The sequence below is a fragment of the Aquabacterium sp. UBA2148 genome, assembly GCF_002328915.1.
Classification (GTDB): domain Bacteria; phylum Pseudomonadota; class Gammaproteobacteria; order Burkholderiales; family Burkholderiaceae_C; genus Aquabacterium; species Aquabacterium parvum.
In genome coordinates, this window is the sequence record NZ_DCXA01000051.1 from 11,398 (window position 1) to 23,003 (window position 11,606).

Sequence of the window (11,606 nt, forward strand, 5' to 3'; positions counted from 1 at the left end):
GCCCATGATCCACTCGAAGTCTTCGGGCTTGACGGTCTCGACGAAGGCACCCAGCGCCACCCCCGCGTTGTTGAAGATCAGGTTGAGCTTGCCGTGGTCGCGCACCACCTCGTCGGCCCAGGCGAAGACGGCCTCGCGGTTGGCCACGTCCAGCTTCTTGGTCGTCACCTTCACGCCCAGCTTGGCCGCCAGCTGCGCTGTCTCGGCCAGGCCCTTCTCGTTGACGTCGCTGATGGCCAGGTGGCAACCACGGCGCGCCAGTTCCACCGCCAGCGTGCGGCCCATGCCTGATGCGGCGCCCGTGATGGCCGCGACCTTGTTCTTGAAGTCCTTCATGCGTGTCTCCTCGTTCTGCTTGTGTGTCGATCAGCTCGCTTCAGCTGAAGCGATGGTGACCTGGCTTGAAGGCCTTGGCCATCTGACGGAAGGTGAATGAAAAACCCGGGAACATGGCGATCACGTGGCCGCTCTTGCTCTGGTACCAGCTGTGGCAGCCGCCCGATTGCCACACCGTCTGCTTCATTTCGCGGTGGATCATGGCGGTGTAGTCGGCTTCCGATTCGGCCTTGACCTCGATGGCCTTGGCGCCTTGCTGTTGCGTGATCGCGATGGCGCGGCGGATGTACTCCATCTGCGCCTCGATCACGAAGATGGCGGAGGTGTGGCCGATGCCGGTGTTCGGCCCGGTGACCACGAACAGGTTGGGGAAGCCCGGCATGGTCGTGCCCAGGTAGGCGCGCGGGAACTCGGCCCAGAAGTCCTGCACCGACTTGCCGCCCTTGCCGATGACGGGGTAGGAGATCACGCCGTCGGTGGCGTCGTAGCCCGTCGAGTAGACGATGCAGTCGAGGTCGATCTGTTCACCCTTGGCGGTGAGGATGCCGCGCTCGTTGATCTCGGCGATGCCGTCGTCTTTGGGGTGCAGCTTCACGTTGGGGCGGCACAGCGCCGGGTACAGCGTGCTCGACAGGATGATGCGCTTGCAGCCGATGGTGTAGTCGGGCGTGACGGCGGCGCGCAGCTTCGGGTCGGCGATCTGTTTTTTGATGTGGTGCTCGGCCTCGCGCTGGGCCACCAGCTTGAGCATGGTCTTGGAGTACTTGAAGCCGACCACGCGGCTCTCCAGGCCCCAGTAGATGGCCGTGCGCAGCAGCTTGTAGAGCAGCTTGGACTTGAGCAGCGTGCGCTGAAAGGGCGTGAACTTGCGGTCAGGGCGCGGCAGCACCCAGTGCGGCGTGCGCTGGAAGACGTGCAGCTGCTTCACATCGGGCGCGATGGCCGGGATGACCTGCGCCGCGCTGGCCCCACTGCCGATGATGGCCACGCGCTTGCCGGCGTGCTGGTAGGCGTGGTCCCAGGCGTTGGTGTGGAAGGTCTTGCCCTGGAAGGTGTCGCGGCCCTTGAAGTTGGGGATGACCGGGGTGCTCAGCGGGCCCGAGGCGTTGATCAGGTACTTGGCCAGCAGCGTGTCACCGCCTTCGAGGCTGACCTGCCAGAGCTGGCCTGCCTCGTCCCATTGCACCTTCGTGACGTTGGCGTTGAGCCGCGTCTGCTCGCGCAGGCGGTACTTGGCCAGCACGTGGTTGGTGTACTCGACCAGCTCGTCCTGTTCGGCGAACATCTGCGACCAGGGGTAGGGCTCGAAAGACAGCGAGTACAGCGGCGACTGCACGTCCACCGCGGCGCCGGGGTAGCTGTTCTGGCTCCAGGTGCCGCCCATCCAGGGGCGACGCTCCAGGATCAGGAAGTCGTCGATGCCGATGCGCCGGAGGTTGACGGCGGCGGCCTGACCGCCGAAGCCGCTGCCGATGATGATCGCGGTGAACTGCTGCATGGTGGAGGGGAACGCCTGTGGCGCATCAAGTGAAGATGGTTGTCGTCAGTTTACAAGTGAGGACGATTGTCGTCAAATACTGGGATGACCCGATCCTTTTCCGAACTCGCCGACGCCGGGGCGCCCGCCGTGGGTGGCGCGCCAGCTGGACGCGCCTACGCGGGCGAAAGCCAGCTCGAACGCGTCGCCCGGCGCCGACTGCAGTTCCTGGACGCCGGCCTGCAGGTGTTCGGCACCACCGGCTACCGAACCGCGACCGTGCGGCAACTGTGCCGCCAGGCCGAGCTGACCGACCGCTACTTCTACGAATCCTTCGAGAACACCGAAGACCTGCTGGTGGCCGTTTACGAGCGCGAGTTCGACCACCTGCAGCAGGCGGTGCTGGCCGCCTTGGCCGACGAGGCCGCGCTGCGCGACCCGATGGTGGCCGTCGAGCGTGCCTTGAACGCCGTCTTCGAGATGGCGTCCGAGCCCCGCGTGGCCCGGGTGTGCTGGTTGGAGGTGCTCGGCGTGAGCGATCGCGTCAACAGCGTCTACACCCGCAACATCGAGCGCTTTGCGGCCATGGTGGTGGCCTTTGCGCGTCGGCAGTTCAGCACCGAAGACATCGACGAGACCGAGTCGCGCATGCTGGGCATCGCCATGATCGGCGCGGTCAGCCAGCCGATCGCGCACTGGCTGCTGGGTGGGTACCGCGAAGACCGCACCAAGCTGGTGGCCGCCACATCGAGGGTGTTCCGAGGCGTCATCGACGGCTTGCGCTCCGAGCCAGGCGTTTGACCCATCGGGTTGACACCCGCGTGACGCGTGCCAAAAATGCGTCACACCCGCATGCGAGCATGCGGCATCAAAACGATGGGAGCGTCGATCCATGAAAGCGTCATTGGCTGAATTCCTGGGCACCTTCTGGCTGGTGCTGGGCGGTTGTGGCAGCGCTGTGCTGGCGGCCGCATTTCCGGGCGTGGGCATCGGCTTGCTTGGCGTGTCGCTGGCCTTTGGCCTGTCGGTGCTGACCATGGCTTACGCGGTGGGGCCGATCTCGGGTGGGCACTTCAACCCGGCCGTGTCGGTGGGCCTGTGGGTAGGCGGGCGCTTTCCCGCCGCCAAGCTGCCTGTCTATGTGGTGGCGCAGGTGCTCGGCGCCGTGGCGGCCGGGGGCGTGCTCTACGTGGTTGCGTCGGGTGCACCGGGTTTCGAGCTCGCCAAGGGCTTTGCATCCAATGGCTACGGGCCGCACTCGCCCGGTGGCTACAGCATGCTGGCCGGTGTCATCACCGAGGTCGTGATGACCGCGTTCTTCCTGATCATCATCCTGGGCGCCACGGCAGCCCACGCACCCAAGGGCTTCGCCCCCATCGCCATCGGCCTGGCGCTCACCCTCATCCACCTGGTCAGCATCCCGGTGACCAACACCTCGGTGAACCCGGCGCGCAGCACCGGTGTGGCCGTGTACGTCGGCAGCTGGGCCATGTCTTAGCTGTGGGTGTTCTGGGTGGCGCCCATGGTGGGCGCGGTGCTGGGGGCTGCTGCCTACAAGTTCATGGGCCGAGATCAAGCCCCGGTTTGACATCGCTTCGCCACAGAGACCTGCTCATGCGCACCTGACGCACCTGGACCGTTTCAGCCTGCCTGCTCGCGCAAGCACGTGCGCATCTGGTGAGCTGGCTCAAGCCCCAGCAGCAGGCGTCATCGCGAAGGGCCGCACACCGATGAGGGCTGCATGGCCCCACATCGCGAACGCGGCCCAGGCGCCCAGGCCAATGGCCACGGTCAAGGTGGTGGCCAGGGGGGAAGCCGGTCCCGCCGCAGGTGGCACCTCACGGCGCCGGGCCGAGCGGAAGCACAAGATCGCCCAGGCCAGGAAGCTGCCGAACAGGACCACGTCGGCCAGCGTGCCATTGGCCAGCAGGTGAGCCAGGGCCCACACCTTCACGCCCAGCACCATGGGGTGCTTGAGGCGCAGCTTGATCGCATTGCCTGGCACGTATGCCGCGGTCAACAGCACGGAGGACAGCAGCGTGAGCAAGGCCGCCAGGTGCGCCGCCCACGTCGGGCTGACCCACAGCAGCGTGGGCGAAAGGCGAGCCTCGCCGTAGCCCTTGACGATCAGCACCAGCCCGATCAGCGAGACCACCGAGTAAACGCCCTTCCAGGCCATCTCGCCCATGGCGACCAGGCGCGCGTTGCGCCAGCCCTCGGCAAAGATGCGGACGGAGTGAACGCCCAGGAAGATCGCCAGGCCAAGGATCAGGAGTTGCATGGGGTGCGCTCGGGTGTGGGGAGGTGCCGGCATCTTAGCCAATGGGCGCAGCCGAGTGGGCAGGTGTGGCTTGCACCTCCCAGGCATGCTGGCGCGAGGCCTCACAGCTGAGTTGCCATTGCCACTCATGGAAGGCGGCCACCCCCGGGCGGTGCGCGATCGAGATCAGCGCGCCGTTCTGCGCGGCCACCAGCTCACGCAGGCGCTGGTACAGCACGCGCTCGGCCTCTTCGTCGAGCGCGCTGCTGGCCTCGTCCACGAACAGCCAGCGCGGCTGCTTGAGCAAGGCCCGCGCGATGGCCAGGCGCTGCTGCTCGCCGCCGGAGAGCTTCTGCCCCCAGGCGTCTTCGCGGTCGAGCTGCTCGGCCAGCTGCGGCAGCAGGGCGTCGCGCAGGGCCTGCTGCATCTGCGCTTCGGTGTAGCGGTCGGGCGTGGCGGGGTAGGCCAGGGCCTCGCGCAGCGAGCCATTGGGGAAGTAAGGCCGCTGCGGCAGGAACATGGCGCGTTGCGCGAAGTCGGCTGGGCGGGCCAGCTTGGCGCGCGCCCAAGGCCAGATGCCCGCCAGCGTGCGGAACAGCGTCGACTTGCCCGAGCCCGACGGGCCCTTGACCAGCACGTGCTGACCGGCGTGCAGCACCAAGCCCTGGGCATGGATCAGCGGTGTGCCGTCGGGCAGGTTGATCTCGGCTGAGTCGATCAACACCGAGTCGGCATCGGGGCTGGGGCGCAGCTCGGTGGTGCCGCCCGCATGCTGAGCCAGCGCCGTGAAGCTTTCTTCGAAACTGGTCAGGCGGTCGGTGGTGGCGCGCCAGGCGGCCAGGCTGTCGTAGTTCTCGACGAACCAGGACAGAGAGTCCTGCACCCGCCCGAAGGCCGAGGCCACCTGCATCAGCTCACCCAGCTGGATGGCACCGCTGAAGAACCTGGGCGCCGCCACGATGAAGGGAAACACCACCGCCGCCTGCCCGTAGCCCACGGTGAACCAGGTCAGCGCCTTCTGCCGCTTGAGCAGCTGCAGGTAGTTGGACAGCACCTCGCCAAAGCGCAGGCCGATCTGCTGGCGCTCCACCGGCTCGCCCTGGTCCAGTGCGATCGACTCGCTGTACTCGCGCACCCGCACCATGTGGTGGCGAAAGTCCGCCTCGACGCGCTGCTGGCGGAAGTTCAGCCCGATCAGCGAGCGGCCCACGTAATGCGCGATCACGCTGCCGGCCAGCGCGTACGCCACCGCCATCCACACCATGAAGCCGGGGATGACGTACTCCCGCCCGTCGAAGTGAAAGCCGAAGCTGCCCGAGAGCGACCACAAGATGCCCACGAAGCTCGCCAGCGTGACCACCGCGTTGAGCAGGCCCATGGTCAGCGTCACCGAGTAGCTGGTGAACTGGTTGACGTCTTCGGCGATGCGCTGGTCGGGGTTGTCGGGGATGGCGCCGTCGTGCTTGGAGAAGCGTGCCAGCTCGAAGTGATAGAAGGCCTTGTTGGCCAGCCAGCGGTCGAGGTAATGGGCCGTCATCCAGGTGCGCCAGCGCACCTGCAAAAGCTGCGTCAGGTAGAAGCGGTAGACCGCGATGACGATGAAGCCGAACGCCAGGTAGGTGAAGCGACCCAGCTCGTGCCAGAAGACCTTGGCGTCCTTGTTCTGCAGCGCGTCGTAGAAGACGCGGTTCCAGTCGTTGATGAGCACCAGCATGTAGACCGCGCCCAGGTTGAGCACCACGATGGCGGCCAACAGGGCCCGGGCCTTCCACTTCTCTTCGGAGCGGAAGTAGGGCAGGGCCAGCGCGGCCACCTTGCGGACGAAGAGCTGGAAGCTGCGGAGTTTGGATGTGGGTGCGGTCATGGTGGGGCCCCTGGTTTGACCGCTGATCTTATCGGGGTGGCTTGAGGGCTTTGGGGGACGGTTGGCGGCGGGTTTGCAGCGATGGCAAAAGCGCAGCGGCGAAGCTCGGATCGTCTGATCGTGCGACCATACACGTTGTATCTTCACCCCGCCTCACCACCCCGACACCTCATGAGTGGACTCACCCGCCGACAGCACTATGTACCTCGTGTCTACTTGGGCCGCTGGGCACCTGATAAGACGAATCTGCTGGTCACCGACAAAGAATCGGGGGACACCAAGCAGATGAGCATACGAGATTCAATGGTGCAAAGCTGGTACTACGAGAATCCCAACGAAGAGCGCAACAACGAGCTGGAGAGGGCGTTTCATGAGTACGAAGGCCCATTTGCTAGCGTCATGAACCTGTGGGATTTCGTTCTGGGAAACACCGCCCAGCTTCAACAAGATCCGGTGGAGACCATGACAAGCATGCTCACGGCGCTTGAGGCTCGGCGTGAGCAGCTCGCCCGATTCGCGGCAACTCTCTATTTCCGAACGCCGGGTGCGCTGGAGGCCAAGCGGCGCGAGGTGCAAGCAGCGAGCACCTCTCTTCCGGGCCTTGGCGCCGCTGTGCGGAACGCCTACGAGTTCAATAAGGAAGGTTTTAACTCGACGATCATCGCTCGGCTGATGGCGATGAGACTTAGCCTGATCCACAGTGCCACAGGGTTCATCACATCCGATCGTCCCTGCTTCGACCTCGAGCGTCGGCTTGCTCGCGTTCCACGTCTAGGGGATGAAATCGGCGTCCATGAAGACGTGGTCTGCTTGATGCCGCTCACTCCGCAATGGTTGGCCTTGTTTATCCCCATGCACAGTGAAGGGGGAGGCGAGTCCGTCCGCGGCATGCAACTTGATGCCCCGCAGACTCAAGCCTTCAATGAACTCATCCGAGAAAACGCGCACCGCTGGATAGTCGAGCTGCCGTGATGTGGCCCATGTGGCGAGCATCCAGCGCCGGGCTTGACCGCAGCGGTTTGCCCTCTGCGCCCCTGAACGGCTTGCACGAGGTCAGCCAACTCGCTCAGGTTGGCAGGGTGAATGTCTGCAACGCTGATTGGATTTCTAAGGTGTCGCGGGTCGAACGGCTGCTGTCAGCCTGAAACGCCCATCCATCCCACACCACTCACCCCCACCGGCCCCACCCGCACCTTGGCCAGCTCACCCGCCCAACACCTGAACCTCCTCATCCCAGTGAAAAACCTTGGCAATGACCTGCCAGTGCCCATCCACGTGGATCAGGGTCAACACATCCAGGAAGGACCTGGGCAGAATCGAGCACCGCAGTTTCGCCAGCGCGGTGGCGTGCCCCACGAACTCGATCGACACGATCTCGTCCGTCCCCACCTCGCCCTTTGACGCCGGCGAGGGCCGCGCATCGACGATCGGCAGGTACTCGTCCATGCGCAACACCAGCGGCTGGCCATGGCTGGCGGTCGCGTACACCGCCTGTTCATGGAAGACCCGGCGAAGGCGCTGCGTGTCGCTGTGTCGCAGCCCCTCGAAGTAGTCGTTCAGCACGGCGACCACATCGCCATAGCGGCTCAGGTGCGCATTCATCGCAGCGCGCCCTGTTCGCGCGTGCGCTGGCGCAAAACCGTCACGGTCTCGCCGCCGATGCCCCAGTGATCGGTGTCGACCTCTTCGATCACGACGAACGTGGTCGCGGGGTTCTTGTCGAGCACGCGCACCAGGAGTTCGGTGGTGCCTCGGATCAGTTCGGCTTTCTGTTCAACGGTCGCGCCTTCGCGCGTGATCTGGATGTGGACGTAAGGCATGGGCGGTTCCTCTCGTGTCTATGGGTGGTGAATGGAAGCTGCGCGAGACGCCGCGCAGCTTGTTGAACCTGAAGGGGGCTGACTCAGCTGAGCAGGCCCTCGGCGCGCATCGCTTCGCGCACCGCAGGCCGTGCAGCCACCCGCGTGAGGAAAGCCTGCAGGTGCGTCAGGTGGGCGATGTCGAGCTTCACGAATCGGGCCCAGCCCAGCACGACAAACAGGTAAGCGTCGGCAGCGGTGAAGGCCTCGCCCGTGAGGTAGGGGCCGCTCGCCAGTTGCCCGTCAAGCCAGGTCAGCTTTTTGAGCAGCACAGCAGCCAGGGCTTGCTTGGCGTTGGAGTCGACGTCGTCGTGAAACAGCGGTGTGAACGACTTGTGCAATTCGCTGGCGATGTGGTTTTGCCAGGCCATCACGCGGTAGCGCGCCAGGGTGCCGGCTGGGGGCATCAGTGAGCTGGCATCGGCCTTGTCAGCGATGTACTGCGCGATCACAGGCCCTTCGGTCAGGCGCTCGCCGTCATCGAGTTCGAGCACCGGCACCTGGCCCTTCGGGTTCACCGCGTAGAAGTCACCACCGTCGGCCGTGAGGTGGCGGTTGGTGTCGACTTTGGCGAGTTCAAAGGTCAGGCCTGCTTCGCGCAACACGATGTGTGGTGCGAGCGAGCATGCGGCGGGGGCGTAGTAGAGCTTCATCATCGGGAGTCCTCTGGCGCGGAGCGCGTGTTGGGGTTCGATGGACTTTATTGAGGATGTGAAGCGCAATAAACTGGCCGTCGTTCAATTCATTGTTTACATGGACGTCGCCAATGACCCGCCAGTTCAGCGACCTGCAGCTCGGCAGCATCGAGTTGTTCTGCCTCACGGTGCAACACGGTGGCTTCACGGCCGCTGCCAAAGCCGCCGGCTTGACTGCGGCGGCCGTGAGCCGCTCGGTGGCCAGGCTGGAGGCGCGTCTGGGCGTGCAGCTGTTGATGCGCACCACGCGTCACGTGCGGCTCACCGATGCGGGCCAGCGTTACCACGAGCAGTGCCGCCAGGCCTTGGGCCAGTTGATCGAGGCCGAGCGGGAGGCCTCCGGGCAACAGCAAACTCCGTCTGGACAGGTTCGCGTCAGCCTGCCCACTTCCTACGGGCACCACCGTGTGTTGCCCTTGCTGCCGGCGTTCGCCAGGAAGTACCCCGCCATCGAGCTGGATTTGCAGCTGACCAACCGCAATGTCGACTTCACCGCAGAGGGCTTCGACTTGGCTGTGCGCGCCCGCACACCACCCGACTCGGGGCTGGTGGCGCGCAAGCTCGAAGACGCAGCGCTGGTGATCGTGGCGTCGCCTGCTTACCTGCGTGGCCGGCCCAAGCCTAGAACGGCCGAGGACCTGAAGCTGCACGAGTGCCTGCCCTTCGTGCAGCCCAACACCGGTCAGCCTGTGCCCTGGTTGGTTTGCCAGGATGGCCGGATCGTCGAATTGGCGATCACTGGCCGGCTGCGCTGCACGGACGACGTCCTGGGCCCGGTGACGCTGGCCCGCGCAGGCGCAGGCGTGTTGCAGACCTACCGGTTCCTCGTTGAGGACGACCTGCGTGAAGGGCGCCTGGTGGAGCTGTTGCCAGAGTGGAGTGGTGCATCGCGGCCGTTCTCGCTGCTGTATTCAGCCGACCGCCACAAACCGCTGCGGGTGCGCGTGCTGATCGACTACCTGGTGGCGAAGTTGTCGATCCGGTGAGCCATTGCTTCGTGACAGCCCCCGCGATCGGCAGAAAAAAAGCCCCAAGGCGACATGCGCTTGGGGCTTTTCTTTCTCCTGAGTCACCTCAGGGAGCGTTCAGGGTCAGAACGGGATGTCGTCATCCATGTCATCAAACCCGGTGGCCGACTTCGGCGCAGGCGCCGGAGCAGGCCGCGGAGCCGGTGCCGGGCGCGGAGCCGCTGCACGCGGTGCGGGCGCCGGCGCGTCACCGTAGTCGTCGCCACCAGCCGGTGCGCCGTAGCCACCACCGCCGCCGCCACCACCTTCGCGCCCACCCAGCAGCTGCATCTGATCGGCCACGATTTCGGTGGTGTAGACGTCCTTGCCGTCCTTGTCTTGCCACTTGCGGGTCTTCAGGCGGCCTTCGACGTAAACCGAGCGGCCCTTCTTGAGGTACTCGCCAGCGATTTCGGCCAGGCGGTCATAGAAGACGACGCGGTGCCATTCGGTTTCTTCGACCTTGTCGCCCGAGTTCTTGTCCTTCCAGTTGCGCGTGGTGGCAACGGACACGTTGCAGACGGCGGCGCCGTTGGGCGTGTAGCGGACTTCGGGGTCGCGGCCCAGGTTGCCGATGAGGGTGACTTTGTTGACGGAGGCCATGGCAGGGTTCCAGAAAAGAGATGGTTGGTTAAAAAGGGTGCCGTTTGTTAGCGGTAGCGATTATGACCTCCGCCAACCTGGTCGGCCACCCGCTGGAACCCCCTTCGCGAACGCCTCCTCCCGGGGGATGAAACCCGCCCGGCGCCTACACTCGGGGGCTGCGTGCTCGGACCTTTTCGGCGCAGCCTTTGCGGAGTTCTTCCATGTGCCAGCTGTTGGGCATGAGCGGCAACCAGCCCACCGACATCGTTTTCTCGTTCTCCGGTTTCGCCACGCGCTCGGCCGAGCACGCCGACGGCTTCGGCATCGCGTTTTTCGAGGGCCGGGGCCTGCGCCATTTCGTCGACCACCTGCCGGCGGCACAGTCGCCCGTGGCCGACCTGGTCAAGCGCTACCCCATCAAGAGCAAGCAGGTGATTGCGCACATCCGCAAGGCCACGCAGGGCGAGGTGCGGCTTGAGAACTGCCACCCCTTTGTGCGCGAGCTGTGGGGTCGCTACTGGGTGTTCGCGCACAACGGCAACCTGGTCGACTTCCAGCCCAAGCTGCACGCGGCTTTCAGGCCCGTGGGAGACACCGACAGCGAGCTTGCTTTTTGCTGGCTGATGCAGGAGCTGGCCAAGAGCCACGCCAGCCTGCCCGATGTCGATGAGCTCACGCGCACGCTGGCCGAGCTGGTGCCACAGGTGGCCCGGCACGGCACCTTTAACTTCCTGCTCAGCCAGGGCGACGCGCTGTGGGCGCATTGCAGCACGCACCTGCACCACCTGGTGCGCCAGCACCCCTTCGGCGTGGCGCGACTGCAGGACCAGGACGTGGAGGTCAACTTCGCGGAGCAGGCGCAGCCGGGTGACCGCGTGGCCGTCATCGCCACGCAGCCGCTGACGCTGGATGAGCCCTGGGTGGCGATGCAGCCCGGTCAGCTGCTGGCTTTTGTGGACGGTTTGCCCAGGGGCTGATCGCCGGCTGGGGTCATGGCGGGTGATTTCATCCCGCCGGCCGATGCATTCAGCACCGCTGCGATGAGGGCGTCGTGCTGGTTGCCCTGGGCGCCGAACAGCCCGAGCTGGCCTTCGAGCAGCAGGTGGCTCAGGCCGTGAACCAGGCTCCAGCGGGCGATGGCCAGCATCATCGTGGCTTCGTCGATGTCGCCGGTCTGGCCTGGTGCGCGCGAGTCTTGCAGCAGTTGGCCGAAGGCGTCGATGGCGGCTTCTTGCAGTTCGGCGTCCTCGTGCGAGCGGGTGAAGCTGCCAAACATCAGCCGGAACAGGGCGGGGTGCTGCTGCGCAAAGTGCACGTAGCCCATGCCAGTGGCCAGCGGGTCTTGCTCGGACTTGGCGCGCGCTTCGGCCTGGGCCCGCGCGAAGCGCCTGAAACCTTCGGCGGCCAGGGCGCTGAGCAGCGCCTCCTTGTCGGCGAAGTGGCGGTAGACGGCGTTGGCCGACACGCCCAGATCGCGTGCCAGCGCCCGCAGGCTGAGCTCGGAGGCGTCCTGCGACGCCAGG

At 65.5% G+C, this 11,606-nt stretch carries 13 protein-coding genes and 1 pseudogene; 5 read left to right on the plus strand and 9 right to left on the minus strand.

The window, feature by feature from the left end:
- The coding region (locus tag B2W70_RS02735) for an SDR family NAD(P)-dependent oxidoreductase (RefSeq protein WP_286742596.1) at positions 1–336 on the minus strand (336 nt) is incomplete at its 3' end.
- Positions 337–376: 40 nt separating this feature from the next.
- Positions 377–1,834 (minus strand): flavin-containing monooxygenase, encoded by a 1,458-nt coding sequence (locus B2W70_RS02740; protein WP_286742599.1) that lies wholly within the window; start codon positions 1,832–1,834, stop codon positions 377–379.
- Positions 1,835–1,918: 84 nt separating this feature from the next.
- Between B2W70_RS02740 and B2W70_RS02745 the strand changes: the two genes are divergently transcribed.
- Both B2W70_RS02745 and aqpZ read left to right on the plus strand, forming a co-directional pair.
- Positions 1,919–2,614: a TetR/AcrR family transcriptional regulator gene (locus B2W70_RS02745; protein WP_286742602.1), complete on the plus strand. Its 696-nt coding sequence runs from the start codon at positions 1,919–1,921 to the stop codon at positions 2,612–2,614.
- Between the two features lie 91 nt (positions 2,615–2,705).
- Positions 2,706–3,401, plus strand: a pseudogene (aqpZ, locus tag B2W70_RS02750) (aquaporin Z).
- A gap of 99 nt (positions 3,402–3,500) precedes the next feature.
- Here aqpZ and B2W70_RS02755 read toward each other — a convergent pair.
- Together B2W70_RS02755 and B2W70_RS02760 are read right to left on the minus strand one after the other, a co-directional pair.
- Entirely contained in the window at positions 3,501–4,094 is a 594-nt protein-coding gene (locus tag B2W70_RS02755) for an NnrU family protein (protein WP_286742604.1), read from the minus strand.
- 34 nt (positions 4,095–4,128) lie between these two features.
- Positions 4,129–5,937, minus strand: coding sequence for an ABC transporter ATP-binding protein/permease (locus B2W70_RS02760; RefSeq protein ID WP_286742607.1), 1,809 nt, complete (start codon positions 5,935–5,937; stop codon positions 4,129–4,131).
- Between the two features lie 171 nt (positions 5,938–6,108).
- Between B2W70_RS02760 and B2W70_RS02765 the strand changes: the two genes are divergently transcribed.
- The gene (locus tag B2W70_RS02765; protein ID WP_286742609.1) at positions 6,109–6,909 is read left to right on the plus strand and encodes a DUF4238 domain-containing protein; all 801 of its coding nucleotides are present in this window, start codon (positions 6,109–6,111) and stop codon (positions 6,907–6,909) included.
- A gap of 231 nt (positions 6,910–7,140) precedes the next feature.
- Here the strand turns inward: B2W70_RS02765 and B2W70_RS02770 are convergent, their stop codons facing one another.
- The 3 genes from B2W70_RS02770 to gstA form a co-directional block, all read right to left on the minus strand.
- Entirely contained in the window at positions 7,141–7,509 is a 369-nt protein-coding gene (locus B2W70_RS02770; protein WP_286742612.1) for a nuclear transport factor 2 family protein, read from the minus strand.
- 26 nt (positions 7,510–7,535) lie between these two features.
- Positions 7,536–7,757, minus strand: a complete 222-nt coding sequence (locus tag B2W70_RS02775; protein WP_286742614.1) for a tautomerase family protein — start codon at positions 7,755–7,757, stop codon at positions 7,536–7,538.
- Between the two features lie 83 nt (positions 7,758–7,840).
- Positions 7,841–8,449 carry a glutathione transferase GstA gene (gstA, locus tag B2W70_RS02780; RefSeq protein ID WP_286742636.1) on the minus strand — a complete coding sequence of 203 codons (609 nt, stop codon included), beginning with the start codon at positions 8,447–8,449 and terminating at the stop codon, positions 7,841–7,843.
- A 113-nt stretch (positions 8,450–8,562) separates the two neighbouring features.
- Here gstA and B2W70_RS02785 point away from each other — a divergent pair, with 113 nt between their 5' ends.
- Entirely contained in the window at positions 8,563–9,477 is a 915-nt protein-coding gene (locus B2W70_RS02785; RefSeq protein WP_286742617.1) for a LysR family transcriptional regulator, read from the plus strand.
- Between the two features lie 105 nt (positions 9,478–9,582).
- Here the strand turns inward: B2W70_RS02785 and ssb are convergent, their stop codons facing one another.
- On the minus strand, positions 9,583–10,101 hold the full coding sequence (gene ssb, locus B2W70_RS02790) for a single-stranded DNA-binding protein (protein WP_286742620.1): 519 nt from the start codon (positions 10,099–10,101) through the stop codon (positions 9,583–9,585).
- A gap of 203 nt (positions 10,102–10,304) precedes the next feature.
- Here ssb and B2W70_RS02795 point away from each other — a divergent pair, with 203 nt between their 5' ends.
- Positions 10,305–11,060 (plus strand): class II glutamine amidotransferase, encoded by a 756-nt coding sequence (locus B2W70_RS02795; protein WP_286742623.1) that lies wholly within the window; start codon positions 10,305–10,307, stop codon positions 11,058–11,060.
- On the opposite strand, the gene B2W70_RS02800 is transcribed toward B2W70_RS02795, so the two are convergent.
- Positions 11,021–11,606, minus strand: a 586-nt coding sequence (locus B2W70_RS02800; protein ID WP_286742625.1) for a TetR/AcrR family transcriptional regulator, incomplete at its 5' end; no start/stop codon positions are given. The two genes, B2W70_RS02795 and B2W70_RS02800, sit on opposite strands and share 40 nt — an antisense overlap.